Here is an 18532-nt window from a genome sequence, read left to right as displayed (position 1 = left end):
CATGCCCTCTCCATCAGATATTTTACAATCTTAATTATTTCTTTTCATCTTTTTTACTATCATCCATTTTGCTTTCTTCTTTAGAATTAGCAGTTTTTTCTTCTGATGCTTTTTCAGAATCTTTGCTTTCTTCTTTTTTATCGTCAGACTTAGCCTCTTCTTTTGAACTTTCGTCCTTCTTTTCATCTACTACTTTAGATTCAGCCTCTTTTTTACTTGATTTTTCCTCGCTTGGTTCGGTGCTTTTTTCTGAACTTGCAGCAGCTTCTTGGGAGTGCTCTTCAACCGCTTGACTACCCTCAGCTTGCTCGCTAGTTTCAGGTAAATCACCTTCTGCTTTAATAACTTCAAGACTCATCGCATCCAAAGTAATTTCTGCTTGACGACCGGATTCAGGTTCTTGTGGATTTTCGTAGACTTTAACCAATACTTCAGTCGTCATTGTCTCTGGATTAACAGAGTAAATAAACTCTCTGGCTTGACCGTAACTAGCGATTTCTTCTGCTTTATTCTTAATTTCATCAAAAGCTGCTAATGAGGATTCTTGAATTCCTTCTTGCTCTTCTGGCTCTGCTTCGCTTGATGTTTCACCCGCATCTGCTTCCTCGCTGGATGAATCCATTGCTTCATCGACTTTTTCAGAAGCTGCTTCTATAGCAGATCCAAGCTCGGACTGTCCATCTTCCAAGAGTGTCGTTAATTTTTCAGTTACCTTTTCTGGTAGCGGAGATAGATTGTCGCTTTGATAAGATTTTACAAAAGCTTTTCCTTCGCCATCTTTAGCTAGAAAAGCAATTTGATAGAGGTCATTTTCATCGCCAGCTTCTCCATCAGAAACTGTTTCTTGTGAATCTGCTGCCTCATCAGTCAAATTCGTTTCTTCCGAACTGCTTACTTCTGATTCGCTCGATTCTTCATCTAATTCTTTTGATGCTTCATCAATAATATCTTCTACTTTATCACTAACAACATCAGCTAGATCTTCCTTATCCAAAGGTTTAACAACAATTTTTTCAATAGTTGCTTTAGGATTTTCGGATGCAAATTTTTCTAGTAAATCTTCTAATGAATTTTGTAACAGTGAGGAAGGTAGATTTTCTTCATCTGTCATACTATCAATGAGTTCAGAACTAGATGCTTCACTTTCACCTTCTTGGGCAAAAACTGCTAAGCTTGGAACCGTACCTGCTATTGTTAAGGCACTCATTGAGATAATCGTTAATTTCTTTAAAGTTTTTTTCATAATTTATCGCTCCTTTTTATAAGCTAGTTTTAGCTTACTCCCTTTTACAAAAAAACACCAATCGAATGTTTTGTTAAATTAAGCGATTACAACTCTAGCCCATCAAAGGTTAAACCCTTTTTGTAGGTAATTGTGTTCTTTAAAATATCTGCTTATTTTCTAAAATTCTTCACTATTTACTCAATATAAAACAAAAAATAGGGGAAAATCCCCTATTTTCTACAAACCATACCATTATTTAGCATCATTTAGCTTTACACGTAATTTTTCCAACATATCTTTGGTCATCTTATCTAAGTCATATTCTGATTTAAAACCCCATTCATTTTGAGCCGCAGAAATATCCAAAGAGTTGGGCCATGAATCAGCGATTGCCTGTCGTACTGGATCGACTTTGTAATCCATCTCAAATTCAGGCATATATTTTTTAATCGAGGCGGCAATTTCTTCTGGTTCAAAAGACATTGCTGAAATATTAAAGGCATTCCGATGAATAAGCTTACTTTCATCTGCCTCCATTAGATCAACAATGGCCTGCAAAGCATCTGGCATATACATCATATCCATCTTCGTCCCACGATCAATAAAGGAAGTATACTTACCCTCTTTGATCGCTTGATAGTAGATATCCACCGCATAGTCTGTAGTTCCGCCACCAGGAGGTGTCACATAGGAAATTAATCCTGGGAAACGAACTCCGCGGGTATCAAGGCCATACTTATGATGGTAATAGTCACATAAAAGCTCACCGGATACCTTGGTAACACCATACATTGTTGAAGGTCTTTGAAGCGTATCTTGAGGTGTTTGATCTTTAGGGGTAGTCGGTCCAAACGCTCCAATTGAAGAAGGAGTAAAGAATTGGAGATCCAATTCCCTAGCTACTTCTAGGGCGTTCACTAAGCCCCCCATATTAATATTCCATGCTAAATTTGGTTTAGCTTCAGCTACGGCAGATAATAAAGCCGCTAGATGAATCATGGTATCTACTTCATATTTTTTACTCACTTCTAGTAATCGATCAAAATCGGTGACATCTACAATCTCAAAATTTGGATTCTGGCACACCTGCATCGTTTCATCCTTACGGATATCAGTTGGGATCACATTTTCGCTACCATAGATCTCGGATAGTTTGCCCACTAGTTCGGATCCAATCTGACCCAAGGCACCTGTAACAATAATTCGTTTCATAAATAATCTCCTTATATTCCCTTGGCTAACTGTTAAATAACCCCAAGTTCTTTACCAACTTTTTCATAGGCAGCAATTGCTTGATCTAACATTTCTTTAGTATGAGCAGCCGTTGGCATGTTACGAATCCGACCTGTTCCTAACGGTACTGTTGGGAATACAATCGATTTAGCATAAACTCCTTCTTCTCTTAACCTTGCAGAAAATTCTTGAGCAATCCCTTCATCTCCAATAATACATGGCGTGATGGGTGTTTCAGAGTTACCAATATTAAAGCCTAATTCTTTAAGTTTATCTTTGAGATAGCGACCATTTTCCCATAATTTTTCATTCAATTCAGTCGATTCCATCAACATGGTCAAAGCTTCAGTCGCAGCTTTAGCAGCACCCGGTGTTAAAGAAGTTGAGAATAAGAAAGGTCTAGCGGCAACTTTCAACCAATCAACCATTTGTTGACTACCCGCTACATAACCTCCAACTACACCAATGGCTTTAGACAATGTACCAATTTGTAGATCAATTTTATCAGATAGACCAAAGTGTTTAACTGTTCCAGCTCCTTGACCCATCACCCCAGAGCCATGAGCATCATCCACATAAGTGATTAAATGATATTCTTGAGCAATTTCCACAATTTCAGGAATCTTAGCAACATCTCCATCCATAGAAAAAACACCATCAGTAATATACATTACTTTTTTATATAAACCAGATTCTGTCGCTTCTTTTGCTTTAGCTCGTAAATCATCCATATCTTGATGTTTAACGGGAATAATTTTAGCTCTGGATAAACGACAGCCATCGATAATTGAAGCATGATTCAATTGATCCGAAAGAATCGCATCGTCGCGATTCATAATAGCTGAGATAGCCCCCATATTACAATTAAAGCCAGATTGGAAAGCAATAGCTGCTTCTGTATGTTTAAATTCAGCAATTTTCTTTTCCAATTCGCTATGAACGGATAAAGTACCGTTAATGGTACGAACCGCCCCTGCACCAACACCGTATTCATCGATGTTTTTTTTAGCTGCTTCTTTTAGACGATCTGAAGTTGCTAATCCTAAATAATTATTTGAAGAAAGATTAATTAAATCTTGACCAGCAATCTTAATAATTGGCCCATTAGCTGATTCTAAGGGCTCGATTTCATTATAAAGATTCTTAGCTTTCTTTTCCGCGATTGCTTCTGTTAAAAATTCAGATAGAGTTTGTACCACAACAATTCCTCCTTAATCTTAATAACCGTATTATAAAACGCTTCCATGTTAAAAGCAATTATTTTGATCAATTTCTTAACCAAAAAAAATCTTGTTGTCATTTTCTTAGCTTATTCTCACAATTACAGCCAAGTTCAAAATATTTATGAATGAAAGGATAGCTAGTTAGCCATTTTTTGATTATAATGAAACTATCGTCCTTATAATTAAGCAAGGAAAGGTGTGAGGCTTATTATTACAGATTCTTTAAATATTCGATCACGCTCAATCTACTGTGTAGGAGGAATGAATATCGATCGCAAGTACCATTTGGATACTCCACTAAAATACGGTACTTCCAATCCAGTTAATGCGATTAATTCATGCGGTGGCGTAGGACGAAATATCGCTGAAAATCTTGGTCGGCTTAATCAACAAGTCTCTTTATTGTCCATTGCGGGAGATGATGCGGACTACCAGTCCATTTATTTAGCGAGTCATTCCTATATGGACCTATCACATATCGATTTGTTACCAGACCATAATACTTCATCTTATACAGCTGTATTAGATGATCAAGGAGAAATGACCTTTGCATTTGCAGATATGGCAGTCTGCAAACAAATGAACGATCAGTGGATTCAGCGTCACCAAGATCAACTGACAACCGCTGAAATGGTGGTGGCAGATTTAAATCTCCAACAGTCAGGGATTGAGGCTCTAATTGAACTTTGTAGAATCAAGCAAATCCCTTTGATCCTAATACCAGTATCTGGCCCCAAAATGGCACACATGCCTACTGACTTGGAAGGAGTATCTTGGCTAATTGTCAACCAAGATGAATCAGAAAGTTTCTTTAATCATGAAGTTCATTCTGACCATGATCTTTCCTACTTGGGACAATCATGGTTAGATTTAGGAATTGAACAAGTTATCCTGACTCGAGGTGGGCGTCCTTGTCTATATTGTTCAAAAAAAATAGGATCGATCTTTTATCAACCACCACAAAATCCGCATGTGGTGGATGTTACAGGTGCTGGAGATTCTTTCTCTGCCGGATTAATTTATGGTATTAGTCAAAGCATGCCTCAAGAGGAATGCCTTAAATATGCCATGGCAAATGCCTATTATACAGTCGCTGCTTCACAAACTGTGCGCCCAGACCTCTCCCCTTTGCAACTTAAACAGGACGTTCAGACACTATTTTATTAAAAGGAGATCAAACAATGTTACATCCATTATTATCTTTATCAAAAGAAGTTCAAGAAGCTCTTGACCAAGGAAAAGCCATCGTAGCTTTAGAATCTACTATTATCTCACATGGAATGCCTTATCCAAAAAATGTGGAAATGGCAGAAAAGACAGAATCGATTATTCGTCAAGCTGGTGCTGTTCCTGCAACAATTGCTATTATAGACGGCAAATTTAAAATTGGTTTAGAAAAAGAAGACCTCGAGACCTTAGCTACTGCCAAAGATGTTGTAAAAGTATCTAGACGTGACCTAGCAGAAGTGATTGCAGATAAAAAGATAGGTGCGACCACAGTAACGACTACCATGATTGGTGCTCACTTAGCGGGTATCAAAGTTTTTGTTACTGGAGGAATTGGTGGCGTTCATCGTGGATATCAAGACCATATGGATGTCTCTGCAGACCTCGAAGAGCTCGCTCAAACACCGGTAACTGTCGTATGTGCGGGAGCAAAAGCCATTTTAGATTTACCTCGCACCTTAGAATACCTTGAAACAAAAGGCGTTCCAGTTGTAGGTTACCAAACCGACTATTTACCTGCCTTCTTCTCATCCACTTCATCCTACAAGCTCGTTTCTAGAGCTAACTCACCGGAAGAGATTGCAAAACGGATGAAAGTCTCAGATACTCTAGGACTTAAGGGAGGTTTATTGGTCACTAACCCTATTCCAAAAGAATTCGAAATTCCTAATGAAGAAATTGAAAAAATTATTGATCAAGCCATTGCTGATGAAGAAGCAGCTGGAATTAAAGGAAAAGAATCTACACCCTTCCTTCTAGCACGAATTGTTGAATTAACAGAGGGACGTTCCTTAGATAGTAATATCCAATTAGTCTATAACAATGCAAAACTTGGTGCAGAAATTGCTTTAGCCTATCAAACTAAATAACCCTCTTCTCACTCCCAAGGACCTTGTTGAAAAAATCATCAAGGTCCTTATTTTACGAACATAATAAAAAGAAACTAGTGTACTAACAGAAACCGCTTGCTTTATACCTGATGAATCTGTATATTTAATGTATCAATTAAATCTATGGAGGTATGAATATGCGTAAAGGAATCACTCTTTCTCTCGCGGCTTTAACGTTGGCTAGTGCTGGACTACCTTCACTCAGCGTTGCAGCTCAAGATGAGGTTAAGCCTATCGTTATTACAGATGTTGGTGGTGTGGACGATAAGTCATTTAACCAATCTGCCTGGGAAGGCTTAAGCAAATGGGGAGAAGAAAATGGCAAAGAAAAAGGTGTTGATGGTTTCGACTACCTTGAATCAAAATCTGACTCAGACTATGTAACGAATATTAACACTGCTGTTCAAGGTGGCTTTAATTTATTATTCGGAATTGGATATAAACTCCAACCAGCTATCGATGAAGCTGCTGGACAACATCCTGAAACGAACTTTGTAATTGTCGACTCCATTGTCGAAAAAGACAACGTTGCTTCAATTACTTTTAAAGATAACGAAGCCGCATTCCTAGCAGGTGTCGCTGCTGCTATGACCACAAAAACTAAACATGTTGGCTTTATAGGTGGTGTTGAATCCGAAGTTATTGACCGTTTTGAGGCTGGTTTTGTAGCCGGTGTGAAAGCTGTAGATCCAGAAATTGAAATCTCAGTTGAATATGCTGGTCACTTTGCCGATGCTCCTAAAGGTAAACAGCTAGCTGCTGCTATGTATTCGGACAACGTGGATATTATTTATCACGCTTCAGGTGGTACTGGACAAGGTGTCTTCTCCGAAGCAAAAGACCGTGTATCAAACGATCCTTCTCTTGAATTATATGTGATTGGGGTCGACCTAGATCAAGATGCTGAAGGATTAGTAGAAATTGATGGTGAAGAACGTCACTTAACATTAGCCTCTACCCTTAAACAGGTTGGTGAATCAGTTAAGAAATTTACGGAAGAAACAGCTGCTAATGGATTTAAAGCAGGAACTCAAACTCTTGGATTAGCAGACGGAGGTGTTGACTTAACCACTGATCAATTGAGTGATGAAGTCAAGAAAGCCGTTGAAGAATATCGCCAAAAAATTATTGATGGTGAAATCGAAGTGCCAGAAAAACCTGAATAAGCCATCTTCTATTCCAGCAGACACTGTCTGCTGGCTTTTTTTATGGAATCATGTAATATTTATTTGGTCTTATCTAGCTTTTACTTTATAATAAAGCTAATTATCTTAGGAGGAATTTGTCTATGAAAAGAGCCAGTGGCATTTTATTACCCATCTTCTCACTTCCATCCAACTATGGCATTGGAACTTTTGGACGATCGGCTTACGATTTCATCGATTTTTTAGTGGAGACGGGCCAATCATATTGGCAGATCCTCCCCTTAACACCAACGAGTTACGGTGACTCTCCCTATCAATCTTTCTCTGCCCAAGCGGGAAATCCTTACTTTATTGATTTTGACCAACTTGCTTTTGAAGGCTATCTTAATTTAGAAGACTATCAATCCTACGCCTGTGATCCGTCCAATGATTCCATTGATTACCATATGCTTTATCAGACACGTCCTCAAATACTTAAGATAGCTGTCAATAATTTTTTAAAGAAGCCCGATTCGGATTATGATCTTTTTATTGAGAAATCAGAGTGGCTTGAAGACTATAGTTTATTTATGGCACTTAAAGAAGCATTTCAGGGACAGTCATGGCAGAATTGGCCCGAAGCAATTCGTGTTCGCCAACCGAACACACTCAATGAATACCGTAAAAAACTAACGGCTAATATCAATTACCACAAAGTCTGCCAATACTTCTTCTTCAAACAATGGCAACAAGTAAAAAATTATGCCAATAAGAAGCATATTCAAATAATTGGTGATATTCCATTATATGTAGCCGAAGACTCGGTTGATGTATGGACAATTCCTCAACTTTTTCAACTAAATGATCAAAAGAAACTCCAATATATTGCAGGAACACCACCTGACTATTTTTCAGAATTAGGACAAATTTGGGGAAATCCAGTTTACAATTGGGATTACCATCAAAAGACAGGATACCAATGGTGGTTTGACCGGCTTCGCTTTTCACTAGAACTCTATGATTATTTAAGAATTGATCATTTTAGAGGATTTGAGGCATACTGGCGAATCCCTTACCAAGGCACCGAGTCTGATGCTAGACTCGGCCAATGGATAAAAGGGCCAGGATGGGACTTTTTTAATCACCTTAAAAAAGAGCTAGGTCCTTGCCCTATCATTGCAGAAAATTTAGGTGTCCAAAGCGCACAACTTCAGAGACTCATTCAAAAAACAAACTTTCCTATTATGTATGTCTTACAATTTGCTTTTTCAGGTCAAGCTGATAATGATCATTTACCTCATGCTTATCAAGCGAATTCTGTTGCTTATGTAGGTACCCATGATAATGAAACAGCACTCGGTTGGGCTCAAAATCCAACTAACTATTTTCACAGTCTGCAAGCAAGCTCCTATCTCAACAAAGGGCCAGATGAATCAATCTCCTGGGCTATGAACCGGGGAATTGCAGCTTCACCAAGCAAGCTTGCTATTTATTCCATGGCTGATTTATTAGAATTAAGCAATGAGGCTCGCATCAATACGCCATCAACACTTGGAAATAACTGGCGTTGGCGTATCACTGATGCAAGAGTCTATGAATCTATTAAAAAACCTCTCATTGATTTAACCGCCACCTATTTCCGCTATAATGAAAAAAATAACCCATAAAGGAGCTACCTATGACTTCATTAGAAGCTTATACAAAAACTCGTTTTAGAAAAAAAGTTAGCGATTGTTCAGATAGAGAAATCTATGATGTACTATTTAACATGGTCAAAGAAAAAAGTCATAATTTACCAACAAATGATCACGATCAACAAAAAAAGCTCTATTACTTCTCAGCTGAATTCTTAATCGGAAAGCTCTTATCCAATAATCTTTTAAATTTAGGAATACATAAACAAACCCGAGATGAACTAATTGCCAACGGAAAAGACTTGATGGCGATTGAATCTTACGAAAATGAGCCCTCACTCGGTAATGGTGGCTTAGGGCGTCTAGCGGCTTGCCTCCTTGACTCAATGACTAAACTAGGAATTAACGCCGATGGAATCGGTCTTAACTACCATTTTGGATTATTTCGTCAAAAGTTTATCAATAATCAACAAGTATCTCTTCCTGATCAATGGCTTGAAGGCCAATCTTGGTTAAATGCTGGTGAACTTCGTTTCGATGTCCCCTTTAAAGATTTCACTCTTAAATCAACACTTTATGAAATTGATATATTAGGTTACCAACAAAATACACGCAACCGGCTTCGACTATTCGATCTAGACTCTGTTGAATCAGATATCATTAAGGAAAACTCGATCGATTTCGATAAAACGGATATCAAGCGCAATCTCACTCTCTTTCTATATCCAGATGATTCAACCCATGAAGGTCGTCTTTTACGCGTCTATCAACAATATTTTATGGTGTCCAATGGCGCCCAACTCATTATTCACGAAGCTAAACAAAAAGGGTCTAACTTACACGACTTAATGGATTATGCCTTAATCCATATCAATGATACCCATCCCGCTTTTGTTATTCCTGAACTAATGCGTCTATTAATGATAGAAGGGGTGGACTTCTCCGAGTCCATCAATATTGTTACTCAGATCGTCGCCTTTACCAATCATACTATTTTAACTGAAGCCTTAGAAACTTGGCCAATGTCAGATTTGGATCAGGTCATCCCAGAGATTGCTCAAATTATTCGCCAACTCCATAACTATATTTGCCAAAAATATCCAGCAAGTCCATCAACCTGGATTATTGACGACTACGACCAAGTTCATATGGCACATCTAGCACTTCACTTTGGCTATTCAGTTAATGGTGTTGCCCAATTACATACAGATATTCTTAAAAACACGACTTTATCTGATTTTTACGAAATATATCCGAATAAATTTCATAATATTACAAACGGTATTACCTTCCGACGTTGGCTGATGGATATTAATCAAAGTCTAGCCAGTTTTCTTGATGTGAAGATTGGGACAGATTGGAAGGATACTGCAGATCTTTCTAACTTCCTTGCATATAAAGACGAGGCCCGTACGCGAAATAAGTTAAGAGCCATTAAATTCCTAAATAAAGTCAAGCTAAAACGATATCTAATGGAAATCATGGATATCACTATTGATGAACACTCGATAATGGATGTTCAAATTAAACGAATTCATGAATATAAACGTCAACAACTGAACGCACTATGGGTCATTCATAAATATTTAGAAATTAAAGCAGGAAATATACCGGCGACTCCAATCACTGTGCTCTTCGGGGGAAAGGCAGCTCCTGCATATACAATTGCCCAAGATATTATTCATCTTATTTTGACACTCTCCCAGTTAATTCGATTAGATGACGAGGTATCTCCTCATCTCAAAGTAGTTATGATTGAAAACTATAATGTTACCAGCGCTTCGTATTTGATTCCAGCAGCAGATATCTCGGAGCAAATTTCACTCGCCTCTAAAGAAGCTTCCGGTACTGGAAATATGAAACTCATGGTCAATGGCGCCCTCACATTGGGTACCTCGGATGGCGCTAATGTTGAAATTGCGGACTTGGTTGGATCCGAAAATATCTATTTGTTTGGCAAACATAGTCAAGATGTGATAGAGCTTTATAATAAAAATGCCTATCATGCAGAAGACTATTATCAAAAAGAAAACATTCGTCCACTAGTTGATTTTATTGTATCCCATGGCATGATGTATTTTGGCAATGCAGAGCGTCTCGAAAGACTTCATCATGAGCTTATCCATAAAGATTATTTTATGACACTTTTAGATTTAGAAGATTATATTAAAGTCAAAGAACAGATGCTATCTGACTACGAAGATTTTGAATCGTGGTACAGTAAAACCATTGTTAATATCTCCAAATCTGGCTTCTTCTCATCTGATCGTACTGTGGCAGATTATAATCGTGAGATATGGAAACTCAATCATTAATATTTAGAAAAAAAGCTTCCAATAAAGGCATCACTTTTAGATCCTTTATTGGAAGTTTTTAGTACTCCATTTAAACTAATCCTGATAAAGAGCCGTCCCTATACGGACATAGCTAGCGCCTTCCTCTAAGGCAATCAAATAATCACGTGACATTCCCATACTCAATTCGTGACAAGGTGCTTGCTTTAATTCTAATGATTCAATCTTTTCTTGTAATAACCTTAATTCCTTAAAATAATCATGTAGTTCATAATCCGTCGCATCAATCGGAGCCATCGTCATTAAACCAACGATAATAATCTTATCATAATTGGCCAAATTATTAATCACATCCAAAACCTGATCCGGTTGAAAGCCTCCTTTGCTAGCTTCCCCTGAAACATTTACTTGTAGAAAACACTTCAAAGGACATATTGCTCTTTTTTGAATCTCCTTGGCAAGTGAAACACGATCTAAAGAATGAAGGTAATCGATATTATGAATAACCTTTTTAACTTGACGCGTCTGTAAATGACCAATAAAGTGCCAAGTAATCTGATCTTTAATATCCGACAGTTCTTCTAATTTTTTTAGAAAAGGTTCTGGACGATTCTCCGCCATCTCCCTAACTCCTAATTCGAAAAGAGCACGCGTAACATCCTTATCAACGAACTTGGTCACAGCTAATAAATGACCAGAATATTTTGAGACCTGGTCACTGACTCTTTGAAGATTATTTGCTAGTACAGTCTGATTCATTTGATAATCTCCCTCCTTGTTGCAATAAAAAAAGCCAGGCATTCCTGGCTTGATAAATCATTGAATTATTCTACAACAGAAACGTTCGAAGCTTGAAGACCACGATCGCCTTCTTCAACGTCAAAAGTAACTTTTTGACCTTCTTCTAAGGTCTTAAAGCCATCTGCATTAATTGCTGAGAAATGTACAAAAACATCATCACCAGATTCTTGAGCAATAAAGCCAAAACCTTTTTCTGCATTAAACCATTTAACTGTTCCATTATTCATAATGAAATCCTCCTTACGCGATTACGCTAAAATATTGCAGATAAAACTTAAAATAAAAAAAGGATTCATTCAAAATGATACTCTTTAAATATTTAAACTTTCTACCCTTATATAGTACCCTCAAAATGGTTAAAAGTCAACTCTTTTAGTCGACTTAATAATGGATTCCATAGAGGCATGTTTTCGAACCGCTTGCATAAAGTAATCAATATTCTCCACCGGTGCTAAGTATGGCATATCGCAGCCAAAAGCAAGACGTAATTTCCTAGGATTCGACTTACTAGCATCTACACATTGTTTTACCGATTGATCAATCATTTCAGCCGTCCCCTCATACATCACATCAACGGGTGGAACATTTCCGGTAATCGAAAATTCTTCTCTAAAAAAATCGATGGCCTCTTCCATACTCGAAGCATTATCAATGGAGAAAGTATCTAAAGGAAGCTCCTTAATCTCCGGCCATACTTTTTCCATTTTACCACACATATGAAGCAAAGGACCATGACCAGATTTTTGCTTAATATAATGACACAGTTCTATCAAACAAGGCATTGCAAATTCTTTAAAAAACCTTGGTGACATAAGAGACCCCGAAGCAACCGGATCTGCAATCGCAAAACGAATACCTGGAATTTCACAATAACTATCTACAATCAACTTTTGACTTTTCAACACCCTTTGCAATAATTCCTGAACTTGCTCTTTATTTTTTCGCATATCTTTAAGTAGGACCTCAATCCCTCTTAAGTAGGATGCCACTGTCACTGTTCCGCCTAAGTATGAATAAAATGGCACAACCCCACTGGCTCTTGACCCGATATCCTTAAGAACCTCTTTAAAGAATAATATTCGTTCACAAGAGAGAACTTTTTCAGCTTCGACTTGATTCAAATCATCATATGAACTTAAAGGGTAGTGGGTAATTTGTGGCAAAGTATCCAAAGGGTAATCAATTTTGGTACCAAATGCAGTCGCAATTCCTTTAGAGTTAGGCCCTAAAAATATAGCATCACTTCCAAACCGGTCATAAGCCGCTTGTTCTGCCTGAATGATTTTTTCTTTATCAAAATACAAATCTCTAATACTACAATTAATTAATTTTGCTTTCAAATCTGGGATGAAGAGCACCGCTGGCAAACGATCAAATTCTTGACCAGCATTAATCGCAGTCAAACGCTCAACCGGCGTCATTTTATCATAGTAATGTTTTTTTAACTTTTCCATATTATTCCCCTTTTACTTAAATAGAGTCGCTTTCGCAAAAAGTCGATCATAACCAGGTAACAAAGACAACTCGACATGTTGAATTTCTGCTACCATTTGATTGACACGATGATAAAAATGATGATTTAAAGCAAACATTCTACAACCAGCTTGAGAAGTATTACCAACATACTCAATTTTATCCTTGAGTGATTTAGGAACTAAACCTACTACTGTGAGTGACTCTGCCGTAACATAGGTACCAAATTGTCCGGCAATTAAGACTCGATCAATATTCTCAGCATCAATACCTGCTTGAGCCATCAGTGCTTGTATTCCCGACAAAATGGCACCTTTGGCCAATTGAATTTGGCGAATATCTCCTTGAGAAATAAAAATATTTCTGCGTCGATCAATCCAAATCTTTTTAGCTTTATTATCAATATAGGTTTGTAATCTTGGACTTAAGGTTTCAGCTTTGGCAATATTTCCCCGCGGAATGATCAATTCTTCATTTAAAAATTCACGTATTAAGGCCAAAATACCCGATCCACAAATTCCAACTGCCTTTTTTTTAGCAATCGTTTTATATCTTAAAGAGGCTCGCGAGAAAGTTGCTTCTTCAATAGCACCAGGTTGAGCTGTCATTCCACAAGTAATATTCATCCCTTCTAAGGCGGGGCCTGCCGCACAAGATGCTGAATACATTTTTCCTTTATGAACTAAGACAATCTCACCATTCGTTCCAATATCTACAAAAAGACAAGTTTGTTGTTGACGATAAAGAGCAGTTGCGAGAATTCCTGCAACGATATCGCCTCCAACGAATGCTGAAACATTAGGAAGCGTCGCTAATATTCCCTCTCCAAAACAATCAAAACCCATTTCATGAAAATTTCGTTCCTGAAGATCTTTTATGACCAACTGGTATGGAGCCACTCCTAAGGGTTCTGGGGATACACCTAGAAGTATATGATTCATAACAGCATTTCCTGCAATAAAAATTCCAAAAACTTGCTCGAATTCAATCTCATGATTCAAACACATTTGTAACAGTATGTCACGTATCTCAGATAGGACAGCACCTTGCATTTCAGTAAGATTTTCTGGATCTTTTTGTACAGAAGAAATCCGAGACATCACATCTTGACCGAATCTTCTTTGTGGATTTAAGCAGGTCTCGGACGTAATTTCTTGACCACTTTGACCAGCTAATAATGACACTACAATTGTCGTTGAACCAATATCTACAGTTGCAATATAAAAGCTCTTTGATTCCTGCCAATTAGCCAATGGCCGATCAAGATAATAAATCTTTTTTTCTTCTTGATTATAATAAATAACAGGATCAATCACAAAGGGGGCCAAATGACCAGTCCTAAGAATTTGTACACCCTGTGAAGCAGCCATGCTCTGATCTGGTACATATGCGCGCACACAATTATCACCCTTTAAATGGCAAGCCAACCGATAACCCTCAGAAATCGCTTGTTTTGATATAAGGAGTCGATCGGCTTGAGTAATCGGTACAGAGTTTTTTGATTCAATTTTTACTCGACATTTTCCACAGGTTCCTCCCCCGCCACAGGGAAATACCATTTGGTAGTCTCTGGTCATTTTTTGAAAAATATCTTTGCTTTTTCCCTCAATTATCAAACAATTCCTCCTATTCAGGACAGAAGGCTGTGACAATATGTCACAGCCCTAAACCCTAAAAATTCTGTGGCTATACTTTAACTAATTCTTTGATCTAACAACTTTATCGCTTAATCGAACTAGCCATTTGTCTTAGCGTATGATTTAAACCCCTAATTGCAAGCGACAATTCAAAAATATTTTCACTAGGTGCGATTCCCCCTGTTCCCGAAGAGCCAATATGGTGAATATCCGCACCAATTTCTTTATTTATTATAGCAAATTGTCGGATAGTTTCTCTAGATGAATAATCTTGAGAAGCCCCATTAACGGCCAATGTTATTTTACCCCTTTGATGACAAAATCGAGTCAATTCGATCGCTTCTTCCCGTGTAAACCCAGGCAAAGAACCAGGGGTTGGGATTAAAATAACATCCGCCCCAGCATCAATAAATGCCAACACCGTTTTGGAATCGATCACAGGTTCATCAACACCAGCTGAGTGCATTTTTCCAACCATAATAATTCCTGAAAAAACATCTCTAGCTACTCTTACCGCTTCAACAAGAGCACTCAAACTTACTCCTGTCTTAGGATTACCCGTTAAACAAATAAAATCGAAGCCCATTCTTTCAGCTAAGCTAAAGTTATCATAACTAGCGATCCGTCCCGTCGGCAATGTTAAAAGCGGTTCTAAACTCTTTTCATGATGATGCGATACCGCTTCAAGATTAACCCCAATTGGACGCATAACCAGCTTTTTTAAATCAGCAATTGGCTTAGAACTATTAGCCAATGCAGGTATTTTTGGATCTTGTAGATCCAATTTATTCAAAAGTATCAAATCTGCACCGCTCGCTCTTGCCAGTTCACTATTTGTCACACCAATGACAGTTGGTCCTCTGGTAACATCATTTTCAGAAAGAACCACTCTTCCTTCACAAGCTTGAATAGCCGTTAATAAATCCTCTTTATTTAACTCCACCATTTCGTTGGCAGTTAAATCAAAAAAACGTTTCACCATCTTGTTTAAAGCTCACTCCTCCTTAATTGAGTATCCTGATCAAACCAGTGCAATTTATCTGGATTTAATGATAAGCCATATTTCCCATTGGTTGGATAATCCCTATCTGACCGTATGACAACTTCCTTACCTTGATAATTCACGAAAATTAAATATTCATTCCCTAAATTTTCAGTATATAAAATTGGTTGTTCACCATCAGAAGTTAATGTAACGTCTTCTGGACGAATTCCTAAATAAATAGAGGAATTATCATAAGTGAATGGTAATTTAAAAGTTTGATTCAATAATTGAACTTGTTGGTTTTCCACTGGTAGTGAGAGAATATTCATAGCGGGTGAACCAATGAATTCAGCCGTAAACAAGTTAGCTGGTTCATGATAAAGCTTTTCAGGGCGATCAAATTGTTGTATTTCTCCTTGATTCAATAATAAAATTCGATCCGCCATCGTCATTGCTTCTGTTTGATCATGCGTCACATAGATGATTGTTTCATCTAATTGTTTATGTAACTGAATAATTTCAGACCGCATTTTTACTCTTAGTTTGGCATCCAAATTCGATAAAGGTTCATCCATCAAAAATAGTTTTGGACTATTAACCAAGGCACGCCCTAGTGCAACCCGCTGTCTTTGACCACCGGATAGAGCTTTGGGTTTTCTTTGTAAAAATGGCGTTAATCCAAGCATTTCAGCAACTTGTTCAATCCTCTTTTGCCGCGTTTCTTTATCTACCTTACGCATTTTTAAGCCAAACTCTAAATTTCCATAGACTGTCTTATGTGGATAAAGTGCATAGTTTTGAAAAACCATGGCAATCTGACGATCCTTGGGGTCTATGTTAGCAATATTAACCCCATCCATATCAATTTCACCTGATTCAATTTCTTCAAGTCCAGCGATCGATCTCAATAAGGTAGATTTTCCACACCCCGAAGGTCCTAAGATGACAATTAACTCCCCAGTATCAAACGAAACATTAAAATCATCAAATATTTTGTTCCCTTTTGAATAGGATTTATTTAAATTTTTAATAGCAAGTGCAACCATTATTTACCTCCTGCTGTTGCGAGACTACGCCCCAAATATTTTTGTACATAAAGAAATAAAATAAAGATAGGTAATACAGATAAGGTCGATGCAGCCATCTGTAATTCCCAAGAAGTCTTATATAAAGATTCAAAATCCATTAATGCCATTGAAATAGGTCTTAGTTCTTTGGTAAAAATCGCCATTCTAGCAAAAACAACATCTCCCCATGCTGCAATAAAGGCGAATATACCAACTGTGATGACGCCAGGCATTGCCGTTGGTAAGATGATTTTAATTAAACTTTCAAAGCGATTTGCTCCGTCTAAACGAGCTGCCTCTTCAAGATATGACGGTACTTGAGCTAAATACGTATACATCATCCAGATCGACATTGGTAAAGAAGAGGCTGTATTAGCTATAATCAAAGCAAAAAGAGAATCTAATAGTCCAAGACGATTAAATATTGCATATAATGGATTCGCTAATAGAACAGGAGACAACATCTGCATCACCAAAATTGTATAAAGAAGCCATTTTCGGCCTTTAAAGTCAAAATTTGATAAAGCATATGCCGCAAATAAAGCAACTAGTGTACAAATAAGCATCGTAGAAACTGACACAATGATTGAATTTAGCAAAGGCTTAATTACCGAAAAATCTCCATTTAACACTTCTATAAAGTTCCCCCACTGTAATGGCATTCTAAAAAATTGCGGCGGCCATTGCAGCGTTTGTTCATACGTTTGTAAAGAAGTATTCAACATAATCAGAATGGGAACATTTAGAAGGATGACAAAAGAAAAAATTAAAAGTGTTTTTACCCATTTACGTGATTTTTTCAATATTACTCCTCCTTCGTCAATTGGCGAATGTATAAAGAAATAAATGCCAACATAAACAATATGATTAATACGCTCAATGCTGAAGACATGCCAAAATCAAATTTCTTAAAGGCCTCATTATAGACACGCATCATTAAGGTCTCGGTTGATCTTAAAGGGCCCCCTTGAGTCATCACAAAAATAACATTAAAGGAATTAAAGGTCCAAATTGAAACGAGCGTAAAGGTAATCGTCAAAACGGGGGCGAGTTCTGGCAAAGTTATATGCCAAAATTGTTTCCAAGTATTTGCCCCATCCAATCTCCCCGCTTCATAAAGGCTCTTAGGAATCGCCTCTAAACCTGCTAAAATCATCATGGTAATTAATGGCCAGCCCATCCATGCATCAACAATAGAAACAGCATAGAGGGTAACATCCTTATCTGCCAGCCAAGCAATATTTCCTTGCACCCAATTAACGGCATCTAAAAAATAATTCAAATAACCATATCTTGTATCATAAATCCATTTCCAAATAATCGAAACAGCTACTTGAGGAATTGCCCATGGAATCAACATAATAAACCGTGCCAATTTCTTTCCATAAATATCAGAATTAATCAGCAAGGCAATCATTAAGCCACCTAACATTTTGATAGCTATGGTTACAAAAGAATAAAGCAAGGTAATTCTTAAATTATGATAAATTCCTTTATCCTTTAATAATCTTATATAATTATCGAAGGCAACAAATTTAGATTGATCACCAAACAATTCAACTTTCTGAAAAGATTGAACGAGAAGTAAAAACATAGGGTAAGCATATAAAATAGTTAGTAGAATCATTGCCGGTAATAAAAAATAAATCGCTTGAAAATTTTTCTTTTGAATCATAACGGCCCTCCTTTTTAAAAGAATATAAAGAAAGCTGGGTAAAA

General features: G+C 37.4%; 16 protein-coding genes. 5 read left to right on the top strand and 11 right to left on the bottom strand.

What is annotated here, in order from left to right; all coding sequences use genetic code 11:
• Positions 1–34: 34 nt before the first annotated feature.
• The 3 genes from HMPREF9706_RS00375 to HMPREF9706_RS00365 form a co-directional block, all read right to left on the bottom strand.
• Positions 35–1243 (bottom strand): hypothetical protein, encoded by a 1209-nt coding sequence (locus HMPREF9706_RS00375; protein WP_006907350.1) that lies wholly within the window; start codon positions 1241–1243, stop codon positions 35–37.
• A 234-nt stretch (positions 1244–1477) separates the two neighbouring features.
• On the bottom strand, positions 1478–2437 hold the full coding sequence (locus tag HMPREF9706_RS00370) for an L-threonine 3-dehydrogenase (protein WP_006907349.1): 960 nt from the start codon (positions 2435–2437) through the stop codon (positions 1478–1480).
• A 32-nt stretch (positions 2438–2469) separates the two neighbouring features.
• Entirely contained in the window at positions 2470–3657 is a 1188-nt protein-coding gene (locus tag HMPREF9706_RS00365) for a glycine C-acetyltransferase (RefSeq protein WP_006907348.1), read from the bottom strand.
• 222 nt (positions 3658–3879) lie between these two features.
• Here HMPREF9706_RS00365 and HMPREF9706_RS00360 point away from each other — a divergent pair, with 222 nt between their 5' ends.
• The 5 genes from HMPREF9706_RS00360 to glgP all read left to right on the top strand — a co-directional run bounded on the left by HMPREF9706_RS00360 (position 3880) and on the right by glgP (position 10871).
• The gene (locus HMPREF9706_RS00360; protein WP_006907347.1) at positions 3880–4848 is read left to right on the top strand and encodes a carbohydrate kinase family protein; all 969 of its coding nucleotides are present in this window, start codon (positions 3880–3882) and stop codon (positions 4846–4848) included.
• Between the two features lie 14 nt (positions 4849–4862).
• The gene (locus HMPREF9706_RS00355) at positions 4863–5777 is read left to right on the top strand and encodes a pseudouridine-5'-phosphate glycosidase (RefSeq protein WP_006907346.1); all 915 of its coding nucleotides are present in this window, start codon (positions 4863–4865) and stop codon (positions 5775–5777) included.
• Positions 5778–5935: 158 nt separating this feature from the next.
• A complete protein-coding gene (locus HMPREF9706_RS00350) occupies positions 5936–6964 on the top strand; it encodes a BMP family lipoprotein (protein WP_006907345.1) in 1029 nt (342 codons plus the stop codon).
• A 116-nt stretch (positions 6965–7080) separates the two neighbouring features.
• On the top strand, positions 7081–8589 hold the full coding sequence (malQ, locus tag HMPREF9706_RS00345) for a 4-alpha-glucanotransferase (RefSeq protein ID WP_269208120.1): 1509 nt from the start codon (positions 7081–7083) through the stop codon (positions 8587–8589).
• 11 nt (positions 8590–8600) lie between these two features.
• Positions 8601–10871, top strand: coding sequence for a glycogen/starch/alpha-glucan family phosphorylase (gene glgP / locus HMPREF9706_RS00340; RefSeq protein ID WP_006907343.1), 2271 nt, complete (start codon positions 8601–8603; stop codon positions 10869–10871).
• Positions 10872–10946: 75 nt separating this feature from the next.
• Here the strand turns inward: glgP and HMPREF9706_RS00335 are convergent, their stop codons facing one another.
• The 8 genes from HMPREF9706_RS00335 to HMPREF9706_RS00300 form a co-directional block, all read right to left on the bottom strand.
• Positions 10947–11609, bottom strand: a complete 663-nt coding sequence (locus tag HMPREF9706_RS00335) for a YggS family pyridoxal phosphate-dependent enzyme (RefSeq protein WP_006907342.1) — start codon at positions 11607–11609, stop codon at positions 10947–10949.
• 65 nt (positions 11610–11674) lie between these two features.
• Entirely contained in the window at positions 11675–11878 is a 204-nt protein-coding gene (locus tag HMPREF9706_RS00330) for a cold-shock protein (protein WP_006907341.1), read from the bottom strand.
• 129 nt (positions 11879–12007) lie between these two features.
• Positions 12008–13105 carry a uroporphyrinogen decarboxylase family protein gene (locus HMPREF9706_RS00325; protein ID WP_006907340.1) on the bottom strand — a complete coding sequence of 366 codons (1098 nt, stop codon included), beginning with the start codon at positions 13103–13105 and terminating at the stop codon, positions 12008–12010.
• Positions 13106–13117: 12 nt separating this feature from the next.
• Positions 13118–14740, bottom strand: a complete 1623-nt coding sequence (locus HMPREF9706_RS00320) for an ASKHA domain-containing protein (RefSeq protein WP_006907339.1) — start codon at positions 14738–14740, stop codon at positions 13118–13120.
• 103 nt (positions 14741–14843) lie between these two features.
• Positions 14844–15743 carry a DUF7916 family protein gene (locus HMPREF9706_RS00315; protein ID WP_006907338.1) on the bottom strand — a complete coding sequence of 300 codons (900 nt, stop codon included), beginning with the start codon at positions 15741–15743 and terminating at the stop codon, positions 14844–14846.
• A 5-nt stretch (positions 15744–15748) separates the two neighbouring features.
• Positions 15749–16792, bottom strand: a complete 1044-nt coding sequence (locus HMPREF9706_RS00310) for an ABC transporter ATP-binding protein (RefSeq protein WP_006907337.1) — start codon at positions 16790–16792, stop codon at positions 15749–15751.
• Positions 16792–17616, bottom strand: a complete 825-nt coding sequence (locus HMPREF9706_RS00305) for a carbohydrate ABC transporter permease (RefSeq protein WP_006907336.1) — start codon at positions 17614–17616, stop codon at positions 16792–16794. The genes HMPREF9706_RS00310 and HMPREF9706_RS00305 overlap by 1 nt, the downstream gene beginning before the upstream one ends.
• Before the next feature lie 2 nt (positions 17617–17618).
• The gene (locus tag HMPREF9706_RS00300; RefSeq protein WP_006907335.1) at positions 17619–18488 is read right to left on the bottom strand and encodes a carbohydrate ABC transporter permease; all 870 of its coding nucleotides are present in this window, start codon (positions 18486–18488) and stop codon (positions 17619–17621) included.
• Positions 18489–18532 lie beyond the last annotated feature (44 nt).

Source organism: Facklamia hominis CCUG 36813, assembly GCF_000301035.1.
In the GTDB taxonomy this organism is placed as follows: domain Bacteria; phylum Bacillota; class Bacilli; order Lactobacillales; family Aerococcaceae; genus Facklamia; species Facklamia hominis.
This window is presented reverse-complemented; position numbering and strand designations above follow the sequence as displayed.

What these genes read in the sequence shown, in the direction of transcription:
- HMPREF9706_RS00310 (WP_006907337.1), bottom strand. Translation starts at nt 16,792, where the DNA reads ATGGTTGCACTTGCTATTAAAAATTTAAATAAATCCTATTCAAAAGGG.
- HMPREF9706_RS00355 (WP_006907346.1), top strand. Translation starts at nt 4,863, where the DNA reads ATGTTACATCCATTATTATCTTTATCAAAAGAAGTTCAAGAAGCTCTT.
- HMPREF9706_RS00375 (WP_006907350.1), bottom strand. Translation starts at nt 1,243, where the DNA reads ATGAAAAAAACTTTAAAGAAATTAACGATTATCTCAATGAGTGCCTTA.
- HMPREF9706_RS00370 (WP_006907349.1), bottom strand. Translation starts at nt 2,437, where the DNA reads ATGAAACGAATTATTGTTACAGGTGCCTTGGGTCAGATTGGATCCGAA.
- HMPREF9706_RS00335 (WP_006907342.1), bottom strand. Translation starts at nt 11,609, where the DNA reads ATGAATCAGACTGTACTAGCAAATAATCTTCAAAGAGTCAGTGACCAG.
- HMPREF9706_RS00315 (WP_006907338.1), bottom strand. Translation starts at nt 15,743, where the DNA reads ATGGTGAAACGTTTTTTTGATTTAACTGCCAACGAAATGGTGGAGTTA.
- HMPREF9706_RS00350 (WP_006907345.1), top strand. Translation starts at nt 5,936, where the DNA reads ATGCGTAAAGGAATCACTCTTTCTCTCGCGGCTTTAACGTTGGCTAGT.
- HMPREF9706_RS00300 (WP_006907335.1), bottom strand. Translation starts at nt 18,488, where the DNA reads ATGATTCAAAAGAAAAATTTTCAAGCGATTTATTTTTTATTACCGGCA.
- HMPREF9706_RS00325 (WP_006907340.1), bottom strand. Translation starts at nt 13,105, where the DNA reads ATGGAAAAGTTAAAAAAACATTACTATGATAAAATGACGCCGGTTGAG.
- HMPREF9706_RS00330 (WP_006907341.1), bottom strand. Translation starts at nt 11,878, where the DNA reads ATGAATAATGGAACAGTTAAATGGTTTAATGCAGAAAAAGGTTTTGGC.
- glgP (WP_006907343.1), top strand. Translation starts at nt 8,601, where the DNA reads ATGACTTCATTAGAAGCTTATACAAAAACTCGTTTTAGAAAAAAAGTT.